Genomic DNA, 15,560 nt, shown 5'->3' with positions numbered 1-15,560 from the left:
GGGAGTGGAAGCCCGCGCGTCGTTCGAGCGCGGGCTGAAAACACGGCCTGGCGATCAGCGGCCGTCCGGCGTGCGCAGGCCGATCCACTTGTCTTTGACGGCGTTGTAATGCTCTTCCGGCCTGTACTTCGTCACATTGAGCGCAAGGCGGTCTGCCGACAAATGGCCAACCGCAGAGAGGATGGCATAGCTTGCCACCACCACGTCGCGTTCGGCACTGGCAAGATTGATCTTGGCAGTGATGACGGTCGCCTGCGCATTGAGAACGTCGAGCGTGGTACGCTGGCCGACATTGCGCTCCTCGATGACGCCGTTCAAGGCAAGCTGCGCGGCGGCGACCACCTGCCGGTTGGCCGTGACGCTTTGCTGCGCGGCGGTATATTGCGTCCATGCCGATGTCACGGCCTGGCGCACCTGGTCGCGACTCACGTCGACTTCGATCCGCGCCTGGCTGAGCGATTCCTTGTTCTGGCGCACGGTCGCCGAGGTCCGTCCGCCGGAATAGATCGGCACGGTCAGTGTCGCGCCGATGTTCGCCGACGTCCTTGTACCATCCTGCGATGCCCCAAGGACGCCCGGAACCGTGTTGCGATAGTCGCCGGAAACGCCGGCGCTAGCCGAAAGCTGCGGCAGCAGCGCGCCTTCGGCCGATTTAACCGAAAACGCCGCCGCGTCGACCAGATGCTCGGTGGCGAGGATGGCCGGATGTTCGGCCGATGCGATCGCAATCGCTGCATCGAGACTCGACGGCAACAGCTTTGACAGCGGCGAAGCCGGCCTGAGCCTGCCCGGCTCGTCGCCGACGATCTGGCGATAGGTCGCAGCACTTGCCAGCGCCGTCGCGCGGGCGGCGCTCAACTGCGCCACCGCGGAGGCGCGCGAAGCATCGGCTTGCGCGACGTCGGTGCGCGTGCCTTCGCCGACCTCGAAGCGCGAACGCGCCGCACGCGCCTGCTCGGTCAGGAATTGCAGATTCTGTTCGGTCAGCACCGCGATCTGGCGGTCGCGGATGACGTCCATATAGGCACTTGCCGCGTTGAACAGGGTGTTTTCTTCGGTGTTGCGCAGGCTCTCGACCGAGGCGCTGACCCGCGCTTCAGCGGCCGCGACATTGTTCCTGGTCTGAAAGCCGTCGAACAGGGTTTGATTGATCTGGACGCCAAAGTTGCCGGTAGTTATGCGCGCGGTTCGACTGGTACCATTGACGTGGGTGCTGGTGTAGTCGATGTCCGCGGAACCGGTGATGGTCGGGCGCCAGCCGGACTTGGCGATTGCAACGCCCTCGTCGGTGACGCGGACGCCGGCGCGTGTCGAATTGAGCGAGGAATTGTTTTGGTAGGCCTTTGAAAGGGCCCCGATGATCGTTTCGGCCGAGGCGACCATTGGAGAAAGCGCGGTCGCCGAAACGAGGACAGCGGTAAAAAGCAACTTGCGTACAGACGGCACGTTATATTCCCTCATTCGTTTTGCACGGGAACTGCGCCACGCTGGCTTCTCCTCTGATCAGCCGGCGCCGCGTTTTTTATCGTTCCCCCGCTGAAAGCCCCCAAGAAACACCCGGTTATGCAGATCAGCAACGATTGTTCAAACGCAAGCGATCATGACAACGCCTTCGCTGCAAGGCAAAATCACTCAGAATTCGAAGGCGGGAATGCGTTCAAATCCAGGTAGTGGCTTAATTGCCGCATTAAATGCGCGTCTTCCCGTTACAACCCCTCCAGTCTTAAAAAAAAGCCGGGCTACGCCCGAATTGCCCTGCCCCTCCACGGCGACGAGTCGGCCGCCTTCGGCAAGCTGGTCGAACAGCGCCGCCGGCACCTCCCCGCCGCTGCCGCCGAACAGGATCACGTCGTAAGGCGCCTTGGCAACATGGCCTTGCGGCAGCGGCCCCTGGACCACCGTGACATTGCCGCAACCCAGCGCGGCAAGCGTCGAAGTGGCGGTTTCGGCCAGCGCCGGATCGCTTTCCAGCGCGACCACGGACCTTGCCAGCCGCGACAGGATCGCCGCCGCGTAGCCGGTGCCGCAGCCAACATCGAGTGCCGAAGCGCTTGGGCCGATATCGGCCAGCTGCATCAGCTTGGCCAATGGCGACGGTTCCATCAGATAGCGCGGGCCATCGGCCGTATCGGCAATACGGATGTCCTCATCGATATAGGCGAGATCGCGCTGGCCGGCGCCGACAAAGGCCTCGCGCGGCACGACAAGCATCGCCTCGAGCAACGGCGCGCTGGTCACGTCGGTGGTGCGGATCTGGCCGTCGACCATCTTCACCCGGCGTTCGGCAAAATCAGCGCTCATGTTCCAACCATCCGCTTGCCGCGCAGAGGCCGCGGCTGTTTCGACCGGAACTGAAGCCCCCTGGCGCTGACGCGCGGGAGCTCGGGCATTGGAGGCCTCGCCCGGAATCGAACCGGGGTGCAAGGATTTGCAGTCCTCTGCGTAACCACTCCGCCACGAGGCCTCATTGCTCCCGGCGTTCCACCCGGCTCCAATAGGTTGCGGCGAAAATGCCGTCAAGCGGCCACCATGCATTCCCACCGGTTCTTCCGACATCGAGGCACTGCTTATCAACGCAATACCATGCTAGCAATAACATATTAGCTTATCGTTAAGCACGATTCTCGGCGAGAGGAACCCGATACCGGCGGCCACGTTGGGCAGATAGGAGGGTCCGCCATGCGTCGAGCAGCTACGGAAGACGGCACACCGCGCGGATTGTCGCAGTCTGCAGAGCTTGTGCGCTATGCCATCGACCGCCTCAGCATAGAAGGCGCAAACAGCCTGCCACCGCGCGACCGTGCGCGGCTGGCATCGGCCACCGCCGTCCTCAAGGAGCTTTGCGAACGCCTGGAAAGCTGCTTCGACCAACCTCGGTAATGCAGAAGCTAATGCATAGGCGGAGCACGCCGTCCTCCGGCATTTTCCGGCTAGCGGCGCGTCAGCAGGGCAATCTCAGTCCGGCCGCCGCCGCCGCTCCCACCAGACGACGAAACGGCGCCGGTGACGGCGCACCAATGCGAATTCGTAGGAGAGCACCAGCAATCCGATCGGCACCATCCAGAACCCAAGGATCGGCAGGAAGCCGAGAATGCCGCCGATGATCAGCACGACGCCGATCGCAATCCTGAGGCCGCGCGAGCGCGGCATGGTGAACTGGCGGCCGAAGACCGAGATTTTCCGGGCCGGTGGCTGTTCGTCGCTCATTGCCGTCATGTGAAATGTCGATCCGTTTGCATCAGTAGCACCATCAGCCGGAGAAAGCCGCAACGGCCTTTTCCGTTCCCCGACAGGCGAGAGACAGCTCATATGAGGGCGCTCGCCGGCCATTGCCAGAAAGCCCTGCGCCAAAAAGCACCGAAAAAATGCGAAATGCTTCTTTGCAAAGCCGAAACGGGTTTGCTATAGGCTGCCCCACTCACATGAGAGCCTCTGTTCCCCGGTAGCTCAGTGGTAGAGCAACCGGCTGTTAACCGGTTGGTCGCTGGTTCGAATCCGGCCCGGGGAGCCAATAATTTCAAGAACTTAGCCGAAAACCGAAACTGCTCGAATTCAGGCAGTTTGCCATTAGGGCTACATCTAGGGCTACATCATGAGAGAGAAGCGGCCGTTTTACCGAGTCTTCACCGTGACAAAGCAAGAAGCAGCGGTTCAACAGATCGAAGCTGCGATCGCTGCGTTCCATGCTGGGCAGTTTGCCGCGGCGGTAACGTTGGCCGGTGCGGCCGAGGGCATGGCGCCAGACAAACCGGAGGGCCTTTGGTCAATCCTCCGCGACAATCCGAACCGTCCGATACAAGAAAGCAAGGAGTGGATCACTCGTCTCAATGAGACGCGCGATTGGCTTAAACACAGAAGGCCGCCAGAAACGAGAGCGTTAGTCGCCTTCGAGACCGGATTGTCGATTCTGCGAGCAATGGACAAATGGGAACCTTGGACCGGCCCTATGAACGAATTTAAGGAACTTTGGTTTTCCTCCCCCATGCTGCTTCGACCTGAGGACTATTCCCCCGAAGCATGAGCACTCCTTGCAATCCTGCGCCTTCATGCCACTATTGATAGGGTCGACGCGACGTCGGTGCGGCTGGGGGGTAGCAGAATGGCAGAACTTGCAGCGTTGGTGCTGGCGATTGCGATCGTCTGGACCGGGTTTTCCGGATTGAGTTGGTACGCGGTACTGGGCTTAGCCGTCCTCGGAACGCTCGTTTATTTTTGGATGCGATCGACCTCGACGATTGGGATGTTTCAGCGCGTCGGGGTCGTCCAGTACACCGCTATGACCTATGCGACGCAAGTTCTTACGTCAGCGATCCTGTTTGCGATCGGCCGCGGCCTGGGGTCTATTTTTTAGGGCAAGACGAGGGGGTCACATGCGCCGGCTTGTCAGCGCCACGGGTGCGCTCTGTGCATCGTTCTTTTGGGTCTTGCCTAGCCTAGCCGGCCAATCCTTCTCTTGCTCATTTGGTGAGCCGGCCTGCCTGGATTACGGCGCCGTCGTCTGCAAGAGCAGCGCCACATGCGTTTCCAAGGAATCGATCTGCTTCGATTCCTACACCTGCGACTACAAGGGGTTTGTGTGCAAGTCGAAGTTCGATGTCGCCGTCGACGCCTATGATACCCAGCTCAGAAAATACAATGAGCTCGTCGACAAGTTCAATCTTCTGAACTCGGCCTACAAAGAGGTGGAGACCGAAAAGGCCGAGGCGCGGCGAGTGTCGGACTGTATCGATCGCGTCGACACGATCGAGGGGGCCAAGGCCTGCTTTTGATTTGTCATTCTCAGAAATAAAAAGCCCGCCACCGTGAGGCAGCGGGCTTTGGCATTCTCCAGTCGCGAAGGGCTCATGCCTCCGTTTTCATCGCCCTGCTGTCGGCGAGCGCTTTGCTAAGACAGGCGGACGCCGCTTCGTTCATGCGTTCGGCGAGGTCGCGGGCGATCATCGCCAGCGCGCATAGTTGGTCAGCCAAGACGTTTCTTTTACCGTCGCGCTCGAACTCCTGTTCCGTGCTTTGATCATAGAGGACTTCAAGCAGATGGTGCAGGTTCCCGATATCGGATTGCAGGTCGTTGAGGTCGTCCGAAGGTGCGGTCATGATGCCTTTCCTTCAATGGCATAATAAGCCGTCCTCACCTTCTTTGTCATATCAACTGCAACGTTGACCATGAAGGAAATCAGCTCCCGATCCCGGTTAGTAAGCACCTCGTCGTTGGATGTAAGGCCGGTCTGATCCAACATGTTGACGAGAACGTCCATCATATTATCGGCATCGCAGATCAGCGGCTCGAGGTCGTGGAAGGTCGTCTTTTCCTTGGCGTCGGCCATCGTCATGCCTCCCCTGCCAAACGAAGCACCGAGGCGGCGAGTTGCTGCCCCCACGTGCTGGCGCCCTGCGTCAAAAACACGTCGTACCTGTCGGCATGCCTCGACCACGCGTCGAGCGCCAATGCCTTGATGACCATGCCGTCCATGGTGGCGCATTCATGGCCCATGGTTTCCTTGACGGTTTCGGCGAAACGATCGAATGCCGCCTTGGTTTCAGCTTTGGCCGAAGCAAGACCAGAGGCCTTTTTGATGCGAGCGCGATTAGTTTCGAGCGCCGCTGCCGTTTTCCGAAGTTTCAGGGATTGAGCAAGACTGCCTTCCCATCCCCGCCGGTCGAGCCCCCGGATCTTGCGCTTGTCGATGGCCTTGCCCTTGAGGACATGTCGCGCCAACTCAATACCGAAGCCCAGACTAAGGACGCTCGCGATTTTTTGTGAACGAACTTCGCCGTAACAGTTAGTCGCCTCAAATGCCCAGCCCGATAGTTTGCGGTCTACTTCGTCGCCTTCATCGATGAGGCAGGCTGGAGCGAGTGGCCAACGAGGCGACCATTCAGCCAGAACGGCGCGCTCACGTATGTGAGCCTTGACGTACTCAGCTTCGATAAGCGGCAACGCATCACCGAGACGGATCAAGTCCGGATTTTCTGCCTGTGTGGCAGAGTGCGCGGGCGGTGCCACGGTGAGGGCAGCGGCGGCAGTTGACGCAGCCGCGAGGCCAAGCAGAAGGCGGCGGCGGCTTACATCGGGCATGCCTTCGGCGGCTGCCCGAACAGTGGTGTTCGGCATTGGATATTCCTCCGTTTGCGATAACATTACACTAATGGTATAAGGCTGAACCGATTAATGAAGTCAACATCTTTAATGCAAGGTTTAGTTAAAATGGGAATTTCGTCTGCTCAATGCCGGGCCGGCCGAGCGCTTATCGGATGGTCGCAAGATCAACTGGCGATGGCTTCGAAGGTGGCGAAGGCGACAATTGCAAATTTCGAAGCTGGGAAGCGGGCGCCATATGACCGCACATTGCTCGATCTTCAGACAGCCCTCGAAGCGGCCGGCGTCGAGTTCATCCCGGAGAATGGCGGCGGCGCCGGTGTGAGGCTCAAGAAATGATCGATGCGCTGAAAATTGTTGGTGCCCTGCTTTGCGGGGCTGGGCTGCTTTTGCTGATTTATGTCCAGAGTGACGAGCAAAGGAGCCAAGATTTCAAGGGTCTGCTCGAACACTACGTCGGGGAAGCCGCTAAGCCTTAAGCACGCCTTGCGGGGGCGAGCTTGCGTGGGTGCGCAAATTTGCGCATCCTTAGAACCCTGCGAGGTGCTGGAGAGGAAGTTACGTGGCAAAATTGCAGTTGGCCGAAGATATGGATTCGCAGAATTTCGCGATCAAGTGCAAGAACGGCGACGAATTCTCGAAAACAGGGAAGTGGCTCAGAGGGAATTTGATCTTCGGCTGCCCTCAATGCGGGGTCACCATTGTTCATACCCATTCCGACGTCGAGAAGATGTTTCAGGAGCGCTACCAGTTGCTCCGAAAATTGCAGGAACAAGGGAAGATTAGCATCATTCCTAAGCTGCCATAAAGATGCGCAATGACAACCTCTCGACAGGGCTGGGCTATAGAGCATCAGATCCCAAGCATGCAGCCGTTGTGATCGCCAAGGCAGTCGATGAGGGCCTGGAAACCAACCCTATTGGGCCGCACCTAAATTCCAGATGTCCCGATGCAGGCGCCATGTCCCGTCGTCGCCCTTTTTCCAGACGACGATGTACTTGCCCGCAATGGTGGAGAGGGCGCCGCCTTTGCTCGGCACATCGAGCGTAAATGCACCAACTTCGTAAGCGAGGTTCGCGCTCTCTTCCACTTCCAGCGCCTTCAGGGTGAGATTCTTCATCCCGCCTTTGATCGCGCCCTGCCAGAATTCTTCCACGCCCTTGCGGCCATCAATGCGCTTGCCGTCGGGCGGCAGCAAGGCAGCGTCCTCGGTATACAATTGACCCACTGCCGCCGCGTTTCCGCTGTTGAAGGCCTCCGTGAATTTCGGCAGCGCCGCTTCGATGTCCTCGCGAGCCGACTGGGCGGCCGCAGACAATGCAGACGAAAGAAGCAGCACAGCAGCAAATGCAAATGACTTAACCGGTCTCATCTCGTCCTCCCTTTGCGTGATCGACAATCAACTGAATAGCGCCCAACCCGAGGGCGGCGCGCCCGCTCAATGGCCGGTTCATGATTTACATTAGGCTTATCTGATATGATGGCGCAAGCGCAGGGAGCGGACGCGTATAGAGCCTCGCCAGCACGCGCGGCGCGGTCGGCCGCTGTCCTACAGCCGGGAAGCGCCCCTCGCGTCCTGGCGGGCGCTTTGTGCCAGCGCTGTGATGGTGAGACGGACGGCAGTGCATAGGGAAAATTCCGCGATCACGGAATTACTCGAATTCCCCAAGCTCCGTAGTGTCAACGGCGGCGGGCCCCAACCCGCCCGGCCGGCGCCCTGCAGGCAATCTACCCCGCCCCCCCCAAGCGGCGCCGGCCACCTTCAGCCCCCTCGTTCGAAGGTTGGCTTCCAACCGCGATTGCGCGCCCGCTGCTGGCCTTCGTAGTCAGGAATGCATGTGAAGAACACCTGCCGGCGGTCACGACCGGCAGCCTTGCAATTTGAGCAGACAAAGAGCCCGACCAGGTCGTCATGCATCGAGCCGTGGTCACGGCCGAGCCTGTCAATCAACGCCTGGATGTCGAGCTTCGTCGATTTGCAGCACATCGGGTGCGCACAATTGACGTAGATGGTTTCGCGGGCGGCCAGAGTGTCGGCGAGGGTCTTTCGAGGCATGGCGATCTCCGTTGAAGGGCGCGCCGCAACGGGAGGATTATATTCCTGAATGCTGATCCCTTGCCACTGGTCGCTAACTCTCATCCCAAAGATCCTGCAGCGAGGGCATGGCGAAGCCTGCCACGTGCGAACTTAAGACGGGCCACGCGTGAGGCTGCGCTAATCCATATGTGTGTGGACCATCTTGCAAAACGCGCATTGCAGCGTGCATTCTCTACTGATGACCCAAGTGTATCTCAACCATCGTCTCGAATGCCCTTACTGCCTCACGATAAGGCTGAGAATTCCGGATGGCGCCCAACCGGAAACTCGGATCGTTTGCGACGACTGCGGGGAATTCCTCGGAATATGGGACGACCTGCTGACCGACTTTGAGAATCAAGGCGGAAACGACGGAGTGTTCCGGCTCGACAAGGGGCGCGTAAGACGGATCGATTAGAACGCCACCGCCGTCGTCTACCGCATCACTTGCGGGATGATTTCCTCGATCTGGCCGGTCTTGCCGATCTGTTTCAGCATAGCCTCCGCCTTGGCTTTATCCTTCGTGGTTAGCACGGTGCGCCAATGAGGCTTCTCGTAAATGCTCACGATGTAGGTTTTCGCTGGCTTATCTGTCATCGCCCGTCCCTTGCCTTGCTGTAGGTGTTGGGTCTGGTGTCAAACCCGGCTAGCGTTTTCTGGTCAGAAAGCGAGCCTCTCGTACGAGCGATGCCCAATTGAGCCCGAGGAAGAAGATAAGCTCTCGGGCCTGTTCTTCGGTAATGCCGGTCTCTTTGACCAAGCGTAGAACGACGATTTCAACGTTGTTCGGCGCGCTATCGTGTTCGTCAGCCATAGGAGAAAACTTTTTACGCTGCTAACTTCGCTATCTGGCCCTTGTTCCCAAGCGCGTCACTAAAAACGCCAATGCTAGCCCTAGCCGTAGAGGAATGATCCACTGTGAAAACCGGGTAACGCCTTGTTTGGAGTCGTCCCGCTCTTCGGGCCACGGCCTTACGGGCTGTCAACTGAAAAGCCCGCGCCTCTGGCGGAGAGCGCGGGCCCGATCGGGTTTGGGGCTCCGATCTACAGCGGCAACGGTGCATGCCCGCTGCTCACACAGACAATCATTAGGATGTACTAATGTTCCGCTTGAGGAACAGCACCTCGCTAGGAATCTTTATCTGGCCTACCTCGGCTAAGGCTCGCCGTGGAAAATCGAATCGGCACGGTGACGTTGCCGGATTTTTAGCTTCTTTCAAACGATAGCCGCGAGAATCGCGTCAGGGTCGAGGCCAAGAGCCGTGACTAGCAGGATGGCGTCAGGGTCGTCGCAGTAGACCTCGGGTCGATCGGGAGCAAACCAGCGGGCGAAATAGACCGGGTTTTGTGTCAAGGCGGTGTAGGCGGAAGCCATCATGCCGGCGTCGATTATCCTCGCCTGCACGACCGATTTCAGAACTGTCTGACGACGTGGCGGCGTTGGCTCTGGGCCGGTGAAATTCTCACCATCGAATGAAAAGCCGGCGAAAACATCGTCGGGAACCTCTGTCCATCCCGGCTCTGGGCCGCCTTCGAAATAGGGCAGATCGTACGAAATCGAATCCACCACGCCATCAATGATGCGGGCGCGTTTCATGTCGTCCTCCAGAAATTGACGCGGGTGTAGACCTCAGTCCCATAGCTGCCAGCCAATCCGAACCCGGCGGCTTGAGTGGTCGCGCATTGGTGTTCGATGCGGTAGGCTTTCCCAGCAACAACAGCGGCCCCGCCAAACGATCGGGTCGACGTGTCAGCGGAGCCGGGGCAACGTTCAACCGTCCCGGTCCCAGCCACCGTGCTGTCAGTGACGTTGTAAAGGCGTGATTGGTGAATGCCCACGTTGCTTGCTGGAGCGGACCACTCGACCCAGCCGGCCACAGTCGGCGTGAACTGGTTTGCCGCAATGGAGACAAGCGCGGACGCGTCGCGCACCTCAGTATTCAGGTCGCGCGCGCGCCAGGCACCGGAAGTGAAAGCTCCCCCATCCGTCCCGGAGGATTTCTGATCTTCCATCACCGCTTCGGGGGCGCCGCCGACACGAGCCGAGCCGACATAAAAGCCCCCGGCCGCTGTCACAAGGTCGGCATCGCTGATCGTAACGCCTGAGGTCTGCGTGGCGCCCTTCGTGCCGTCAAAGCGCGGAACGGTATTGTCGACCGTCGTCGCCGGGTTCTTCGAAAATACCGCCTGGGAAGCGCTGTCACCAACAACTAGACGATCGTCGTCTGTGTCCCACTGGATATCGCCTTCTGCGGTCGGGGTTGGGGCTGCCGACTGCTTCAGGGTCAGCGTGGCGGTTGCGATCGTACCGCCATTGATCGTCGGGCTGGTCAGCGTCTTGTTGGTGAGGGTCTGCGTGTCGGTCAGCGTGGCGAAGCTGGAATGATCCGACGCATCGAAGGTCACGACAATGTCGTCAGTGCCAATCACCGGCTCATCAGACGTAAATATGAACATCCGGTCGGCATTGACCGCCCCGAGCTGGGTGCGAACCGTCGTTCCCTTCTGCAAGGTGCGTGCGGTGCGGGCGTCGGCGGCGCGGAACCATTCGCCTTCGCTCGCCGTGTAAATGCCGTTTTGCGTGCCATCGTCCTGGTCCTTGACCAAGATGCGGTCGCCAACCTCAGTCAGCACGCCATCGATCGTCAGCAAGCGGCCGGCTTCGACCCCGATCGGGCCGGTCGTGGCGAGGCGGACAGGCTCTCTCTCGCCGGTCAGAAGACGGACAGCGGCAGTCGCGGGACGGGCCATGAAAACGGGCTCCTATCGGGCTTTGGCCGCAGCAGCGTCGGGCAGGCCCAAGGCGTCGCCTGTGGCGGCCTCGACCCGGTCGAACAGCGTGCGTAGGAAGAAAAGATTCTGGATGGGCAGCAGCTTGCGGACGGTGTGAAGATCGCTCTGCTTGAAGTCGCCGGCCGAAATGGCCCCGGAGATTTGGAAGAGGTCGGACGCGGCGTCGAGCGTCGGCCCCAGCAGGGCGCCAGCGGTGTTCCTTGAGGCGTAGCGCGAGATTTCCTTACCGGTGAAGTAGGACAGGCCTACCTTGCCCCTGGTGGCCTTCTCCAGCACCCCGTTGGCATCCATTGCCCAGCCGACGAGCCCAGACCAATCCAGCGCCTCAACAGCCCAGACCTTTGGATCTTCCGAAGTTACGCGGCCAGCGATGGTTTCCTTCGCCCAGTACGTAAGCGCTCCGAGACCCAGCGAGAGCAGCACCCCGTTGAGGGTCGCCGCATCCCGTTGCTGGAGACCCGCAAGCATTGTTTTCTGCATGCTCGAAACGGCAAAACCTTTGAACTGACCGACGGTTTTCCCAAGCTCAGTGCTCATCCAGAGCGGCTTATCCTGCCCTGGGGTGACAATGATCCGATCTACTTCGCGGACGACAGCGGTGCGGAAGGCTTCGCGCGCGCCGGCATCGTCCCAATCACCAGCCTTGGCTAGTAGAATGCCGTTCTGCTCGTCACCATAAATGGCGAACTCCAAGCTGATCCTTCTAGCTAGGTCGGCATCGATGCCGGACGATGCGAGGCTGCGAATGTCACGTGCGCTGGCTTTCCCCTCAACGACCCGCTGAGAGGCGCGCATGATGTTCGTCATGGTGATGAGCCCAGAAAACTGCTTCAGGCACGCATTCCAGGGAGCCATAAGGGAAACCACGCCAAAGCGTGACGACAGGGCAGTGAGACCCCTCTCAAAGGCCGTATGCCGGCCAAATTCATCGGTAATGTCTTGCATAGCCATAACCCGACTATCCAAAACCATGTCGAGCGCTGTACCGGCGTCCTTCACTTCCTGTGCCGCCAGCTTGAACGTGCGGAAATTCGTCACCAGGGGGATAAATCCATCCCTGAAAGTGCTCGTCAGGCCATGGCTGAAGACGACTTTGGCCATGTCCGGAATCGCCGAAATGGTCATGCCTCCTACAAGTTGAAGCGGATGAACGGTCATTGCGGGTACTCCTTCGGCTGCCAGGACGGATTGATCGGCGATCGGGCGTTGCCGCTCGTGACGAATGGGATCAGCAGCTCGATCGCCGCCAGATCCTCGGGGGTGAGTGGGGCAGACCCACTCAGGATGCCCGCTTCCGCGCACCGATGCATTGCCTCGATCGCACTGGCCGGAATCGGTGAAATCACCGGCGGGTTCAACTGCGCGACGAGGTGGATGATCTCGCCTTGGTGCGACACGTGCGAGCCCAGGTAGATCTTGCAGACACCCATGAAGCCGCCGGCGCCGATGCCGTTGATGAACCCGGCGAACGCCCCGCCTGCATCGGGATCGAGCAACACCGCAACCACGTCCAGCGGCCGAATCTCCAGCGAAGGATCGACCATCATGTCGCTGCCGTTCGGGATGACAGCGCCGAGGCAGTGTCCGCAGAACTGGAACCCGTAGGTTTGGCCAGCAACGGCGTTTTCTTGCATGCTCAGGCCCCCTGCTCCGGATGATGGAAATCAGACTTGGACGACACGCCGTCGACCTTGTTGCGAGCGGCGGCGCGGCCGTCGAGAACGCCCCCCAGGCACAGGAACGAGGTCAGCAGCTTGTCGACCTGCACAGCGGGCCGGCTCAACCGTGCTGGGATGGATGCCCTTGGACCGGCCATCGCTTCGCGGCGAACGGCAGTAAGATTGATGCGCAGATCGGGCCGCCTGGCCTTCTCAAACTCGCCGTCGGTTGCCACCAGGGACCGCTTGAGCGCATCGCATTCGAACAGTTCGGCGCGCAACGCCTCAATGTGTACGTAGACCTTGCGCCACCGCTTGGAGAGCTCGGCGGCTTTTGCCTTCGCATCCTTGCCCAGGGCCTCGATATCGATCTCAGCCTCGTCTTTGGCAGCTTTGGCGCGGCGAACGTCAGCGCCTTCGATGGCTTTTTCAAGCAGGCCGATCGCGGAATTGCAGTCGGCGATCGCCGCGCGGACCTCAGCAAGATCACCATCGCCAAAAATGGCCTTGTCCTCGGCTTTCTCGAGTTCCGCCTTGCGGGCAATCGCCGCGTTCAGATCAGTATCGAGCGCAGAGATCACGGCGGCGAACTCGGCAGACGTGCGGGCGCCGTGAAGCACCGCGGAATGGGCAGACAAAAGCATAGTGGTCATCGGTCTTTCCTCATTTCGGGTTCATCGGAAACCAGGCGTCCAGCTTTTCGCCAGCCTCTTTGCAAAGCAGGATCGCCTTGCGCGGATCAGCCCGGCAGAGAGTGGCGATCGCGGTCACATTCGGGATTTTCCCGTCCTTGTCGCGGACGAATGGGTTCGTTGTGTCGCTCATCGCATCATCTCCAGCGGGTCGTAAAATACGGGCTTCGGCCGAGGTCCATAGAGCCGTTCCGGGACTCGCCCGTCGCCGCCCTCCCATGCCTTGACAAGCGCGCCACAGGCGGCGTTGCAGAGGTCGTCATGCCCGCCCGGCGCATGGTCAATCAGATCCTTGCCGCCGACGCGGGTGCGGCGCTCCAGACCGATCAGCTGGTTGATCAGCTTCTTGTCGTCGAGGAGCGCGATCGACTGCGAATTGATGTGAGGCAGCGTGTCCCGGTAGATGTCGGTCCGCGACTTGTTCGAAAGCTCATAGTTGATGCCCTTGTTGCGGAAGAGCTCGCGGGGATACTCGCCTGCATAGCGGTCGCCGAACACGCGGGTGATCCGATAGGACTTGAGCAGCAGGGCGAACTCTTCGGTCACCGCCTCCGGCGAGAATGGCGGCACGACCTCCCGCACAACGTCGAGGATGGCGGTCTTGTTCTCCCGATGGGCAATGGCCACGCTGAAGGCGTCTGCACCGGCACCAGACGTATCGACGAAGCCGACATACTCCCATTCGCGCATGAATGGGCGCTCCCGCACGCCAGCGTCCACACAGGCTATGACGGCCTCACGGTCGACAAACGCCTGAAGGTCTGATCGGAACTCTGCGCCGTATTCAGCGGCTGCGACTGCAGGGTCTTCCTCATACTTCTTGTCGATCTCTGCCTGGGGCACAGAGGGGTTCATCGTGCGGGTGGAGGCCTGCCAGACCAGCGGTGCGCCATCGTGGCCGTAGTGCTTCTGGCGAGCATCCCAGAGCACTCCACGGCGGCTGTATGGGCTGGAGGCACACAGCAACATCGCATTCGGGATGGTGAGCATGGCCGGCCGGAGAGCGTCCAGAACCTCTTTGTCAGGGCTGGCGCTGTCATCCGAGCGCCAGAATGCTACCTCGTCTGCAAGGGCAGCGGCCAGCGTGTAGCCGCGCACGGTGCGGAAGTTGGCGGTTGCAACCTCGATAGTGGTCGAGTTGGTCAGGTCGAAGCTCTCCTGCGCCTCACGCTCGATCATCTTCTTGAGGGCCGGAACTCCGGTCAGTAGGCCGCGCACATAGCGCATGATCACGCGGGCTTGCTTCCGATCGGCCGCGATAACGAGGATGGTGGCGCGCTCTCCTGGGGTCAGGAATGCGCGATAGTCGCGGAAGCAGGCAAGGAACACTGCACACAGCGCCATGATGAACGACTTGCCGCCGCGTCGGCCGATGATCAGCCAAGCCTCTTTGGCGGCGGCAGTGGGGGCGTTCTGCCGTGCCGTGCACGCGGTGAAGATTGCCAACTCGGCTTCGGACAGAGGAAGCCCGAACAGAGCAGCCAGGAAGGCACGCCACGCTGTCCACGTCGCATTGTTCTTGAACCATGGCGCGAACAGCTTTGGATCGTCCAGCGCGTCCAGCAGCGTCTTCATGCCGTGCGCCTGTAGTCTTCGAGGTGGTCGGTGATATCGCGCGCCACGCGCTTCAAGCCGAGATCGGCAATGATCTGGCGTTGGGATTTGCAGATGCCCGCGAACTCGCTCGCGTCGATCGGCTCGCCCGACAGCCACGATGCTGCGGCATCCTCGCGCAAGGCGCCCAAGAAGGCAGCGGAGTCGATAAGCTCGCGCTGCATTACGGAAAGGTTGTCACTGCCGCCAAGGTCCGCCGCGAAGGCGTCGCGTCGATCGAGAACAGCACGGGCGGCGCGAGTCCGGCTGTCGAGGTCAGCCAGCGTCCGAAGCCGCAGCTTGCCGCCACCCTTCGTAGGGGTTTCGCCTTCCATCTCGCCGGTATCTGCCTGCACTTTGTAGCCCTAGTGTAGCCCTAATCAAATCAACCTGCGCGAGGATGCAGCAGAAACGCTTGATTTGCAAGGATTTCAGGCCATGGGAACAACCGGTTTGTAGCCGGTTTGCGCTAATGTGCGCTCTTTTTCGAGCCTCAGACGCTGCGAAGAAAAAACGCGCTCGGATTGTATGCATTGAGGCGGGTAATTGCCCCCGATTATCAATCAAAACAGAGGTGTAGCACCTGTAGCGTAGCGTAGCACTCTGTAGCACTGCTACGGGCAGTTTGCTGTAGCGTAGCGTAGCACCCC

The 15,560-nt window shown here is 60.1% G+C and carries 23 protein-coding genes, 2 tRNA genes and 1 pseudogene; 8 read left to right on the top strand and 18 right to left on the bottom strand.

Annotated features, from left to right (window positions below; genetic code table 11):
* Nucleotides 1-54: 54 nt before the first annotated feature.
* The 3 genes from NKI50_RS01940 to NKI50_RS01930 all read right to left on the bottom strand — a co-directional run bounded on the left by NKI50_RS01940 (nt 55) and on the right by NKI50_RS01930 (nt 2,464).
* Nucleotides 55-1,446: a TolC family outer membrane protein gene (locus NKI50_RS01940; RefSeq protein ID WP_023720047.1), complete on the bottom strand. Its 1,392-nt coding sequence runs from the start codon at nt 1,444-1,446 to the stop codon at nt 55-57.
* Between the two features lie 186 nt (nt 1,447-1,632).
* On the bottom strand, nt 1,633-2,301 hold the full coding sequence (locus tag NKI50_RS01935) for a protein-L-isoaspartate O-methyltransferase family protein (RefSeq protein ID WP_352715230.1): 669 nt from the start codon (nt 2,299-2,301) through the stop codon (nt 1,633-1,635).
* Nucleotides 2,302-2,390: 89 nt separating this feature from the next.
* Nucleotides 2,391-2,464 (bottom strand) — tRNA-Cys (locus NKI50_RS01930).
* Between the two features lie 215 nt (nt 2,465-2,679).
* Between NKI50_RS01930 and NKI50_RS01925 the strand changes: the two genes are divergently transcribed.
* On the top strand, nt 2,680-2,880 hold the full coding sequence (locus tag NKI50_RS01925; protein WP_352643778.1) for a hypothetical protein: 201 nt from the start codon (nt 2,680-2,682) through the stop codon (nt 2,878-2,880).
* A gap of 75 nt (nt 2,881-2,955) precedes the next feature.
* Here NKI50_RS01925 and NKI50_RS01920 read toward each other — a convergent pair whose 3' ends face one another.
* A complete protein-coding gene (locus NKI50_RS01920; RefSeq protein WP_023676401.1) occupies nt 2,956-3,216 on the bottom strand; it encodes a hypothetical protein in 261 nt (86 codons plus the stop codon).
* A gap of 220 nt (nt 3,217-3,436) precedes the next feature.
* Between NKI50_RS01920 and NKI50_RS01915 the strand changes: the two genes are divergently transcribed.
* The 4 genes from NKI50_RS01915 to NKI50_RS01900 all read left to right on the top strand — a co-directional run bounded on the left by NKI50_RS01915 (nt 3,437) and on the right by NKI50_RS01900 (nt 4,769).
* Nucleotides 3,437-3,511: transfer RNA gene (locus tag NKI50_RS01915), tRNA-Asn, on the top strand.
* 81 nt (nt 3,512-3,592) lie between these two features.
* Complete coding sequence (locus tag NKI50_RS01910) at nt 3,593-4,021, top strand: hypothetical protein (RefSeq protein ID WP_352715227.1); 429 nt, start codon at nt 3,593-3,595, stop codon at nt 4,019-4,021.
* Between the two features lie 78 nt (nt 4,022-4,099).
* Nucleotides 4,100-4,351, top strand: a complete 252-nt coding sequence (locus tag NKI50_RS01905) for a hypothetical protein (RefSeq protein ID WP_352715224.1) — start codon at nt 4,100-4,102, stop codon at nt 4,349-4,351.
* A 19-nt stretch (nt 4,352-4,370) separates the two neighbouring features.
* Complete coding sequence (locus tag NKI50_RS01900; RefSeq protein WP_352715221.1) at nt 4,371-4,769, top strand: hypothetical protein; 399 nt, start codon at nt 4,371-4,373, stop codon at nt 4,767-4,769.
* A 73-nt stretch (nt 4,770-4,842) separates the two neighbouring features.
* Here the strand turns inward: NKI50_RS01900 and NKI50_RS01895 are convergent, their stop codons facing one another.
* Genes NKI50_RS01895 through NKI50_RS01885 form a run of 3 tightly spaced genes read right to left on the bottom strand, consistent with a single transcriptional unit; the run spans nt 4,843 to nt 6,112 of the window.
* Nucleotides 4,843-5,094 carry a hypothetical protein gene (locus NKI50_RS01895; protein WP_352715219.1) on the bottom strand — a complete coding sequence of 84 codons (252 nt, stop codon included), beginning with the start codon at nt 5,092-5,094 and terminating at the stop codon, nt 4,843-4,845.
* Nucleotides 5,091-5,324, bottom strand: a complete 234-nt coding sequence (locus NKI50_RS01890; protein WP_352715216.1) for a hypothetical protein — start codon at nt 5,322-5,324, stop codon at nt 5,091-5,093. Before NKI50_RS01890 ends, NKI50_RS01895 begins: the two co-directional genes overlap by 4 nt.
* Before the next feature lie 2 nt (nt 5,325-5,326).
* Nucleotides 5,327-6,112, bottom strand: a complete 786-nt coding sequence (locus tag NKI50_RS01885) for a hypothetical protein (protein WP_352715213.1) — start codon at nt 6,110-6,112, stop codon at nt 5,327-5,329.
* A gap of 93 nt (nt 6,113-6,205) precedes the next feature.
* Between NKI50_RS01885 and NKI50_RS01880 the strand changes: the two are divergent.
* The 3 genes and pseudogenes from NKI50_RS01880 to NKI50_RS01870 all read left to right on the top strand — a co-directional run.
* A pseudogene (locus tag NKI50_RS01880) lies at nt 6,206-6,433 on the top strand (helix-turn-helix domain-containing protein); the annotation flags it as partial.
* On the top strand, nt 6,433-6,576 hold the full coding sequence (locus NKI50_RS01875; protein ID WP_352715210.1) for a hypothetical protein: 144 nt from the start codon (nt 6,433-6,435) through the stop codon (nt 6,574-6,576). The pseudogene NKI50_RS01880 and the gene NKI50_RS01875, both read left to right, overlap by 1 nt.
* 83 nt (nt 6,577-6,659) lie before the next feature.
* A complete protein-coding gene (locus tag NKI50_RS01870) occupies nt 6,660-6,905 on the top strand; it encodes a hypothetical protein (protein WP_352715207.1) in 246 nt (81 codons plus the stop codon).
* A 108-nt stretch (nt 6,906-7,013) separates the two neighbouring features.
* Here NKI50_RS01870 and NKI50_RS01865 read toward each other — a convergent pair whose 3' ends face one another.
* From NKI50_RS01865 to NKI50_RS01815, 11 genes are all read right to left on the bottom strand, one after another.
* Complete coding sequence (locus NKI50_RS01865; protein WP_352715204.1) at nt 7,014-7,469, bottom strand: YybH family protein; 456 nt, start codon at nt 7,467-7,469, stop codon at nt 7,014-7,016.
* 390 nt (nt 7,470-7,859) lie between these two features.
* Nucleotides 7,860-8,237, bottom strand: a complete 378-nt coding sequence (locus tag NKI50_RS01860) for a hypothetical protein (RefSeq protein ID WP_352715201.1) — start codon at nt 8,235-8,237, stop codon at nt 7,860-7,862.
* Between the two features lie 372 nt (nt 8,238-8,609).
* Nucleotides 8,610-8,771: a hypothetical protein gene (locus NKI50_RS01855; RefSeq protein ID WP_352643767.1), complete on the bottom strand. Its 162-nt coding sequence runs from the start codon at nt 8,769-8,771 to the stop codon at nt 8,610-8,612.
* A gap of 619 nt (nt 8,772-9,390) precedes the next feature.
* Nucleotides 9,391-9,771, bottom strand: coding sequence for a hypothetical protein (locus NKI50_RS01850; protein WP_352715198.1), 381 nt, complete (start codon nt 9,769-9,771; stop codon nt 9,391-9,393).
* Complete coding sequence (locus NKI50_RS01845) at nt 9,768-10,925, bottom strand: hypothetical protein (protein WP_352715196.1); 1,158 nt, start codon at nt 10,923-10,925, stop codon at nt 9,768-9,770. Before NKI50_RS01845 ends, NKI50_RS01850 begins: the two co-directional genes overlap by 4 nt.
* A gap of 12 nt (nt 10,926-10,937) precedes the next feature.
* Nucleotides 10,938-12,125, bottom strand: coding sequence for a hypothetical protein (locus NKI50_RS01840; RefSeq protein ID WP_352715194.1), 1,188 nt, complete (start codon nt 12,123-12,125; stop codon nt 10,938-10,940).
* A complete protein-coding gene (locus NKI50_RS01835) occupies nt 12,122-12,601 on the bottom strand; it encodes a hypothetical protein (RefSeq protein ID WP_352715191.1) in 480 nt (159 codons plus the stop codon). Before NKI50_RS01835 ends, NKI50_RS01840 begins: the two co-directional genes overlap by 4 nt.
* A 2-nt stretch (nt 12,602-12,603) precedes the next feature.
* Nucleotides 12,604-13,269: a hypothetical protein gene (locus tag NKI50_RS01830; protein WP_352715188.1), complete on the bottom strand. Its 666-nt coding sequence runs from the start codon at nt 13,267-13,269 to the stop codon at nt 12,604-12,606.
* Nucleotides 13,270-13,288: 19 nt separating this feature from the next.
* Nucleotides 13,289-13,450 carry a hypothetical protein gene (locus NKI50_RS01825; protein WP_352715185.1) on the bottom strand — a complete coding sequence of 54 codons (162 nt, stop codon included), beginning with the start codon at nt 13,448-13,450 and terminating at the stop codon, nt 13,289-13,291.
* A complete protein-coding gene (locus tag NKI50_RS01820; RefSeq protein WP_352715182.1) occupies nt 13,447-14,892 on the bottom strand; it encodes a terminase large subunit domain-containing protein in 1,446 nt (481 codons plus the stop codon). Before NKI50_RS01820 ends, NKI50_RS01825 begins: the two co-directional genes overlap by 4 nt.
* The gene (locus NKI50_RS01815; protein ID WP_352715179.1) at nt 14,889-15,245 is read right to left on the bottom strand and encodes a hypothetical protein; all 357 of its coding nucleotides are present in this window, start codon (nt 15,243-15,245) and stop codon (nt 14,889-14,891) included. Before NKI50_RS01815 ends, NKI50_RS01820 begins: the two co-directional genes overlap by 4 nt.
* Between the last annotated feature and the right edge of the window lie 315 nt (nt 15,246-15,560).

Source organism: Mesorhizobium sp. M0563 (assembly GCF_040321065.1).
GTDB lineage: Bacteria > Pseudomonadota > Alphaproteobacteria > Rhizobiales > Rhizobiaceae > Mesorhizobium.
Note: the sequence above shows the minus strand (reverse complement) of the source record. Positions and strands in the feature narration are given on the sequence as shown.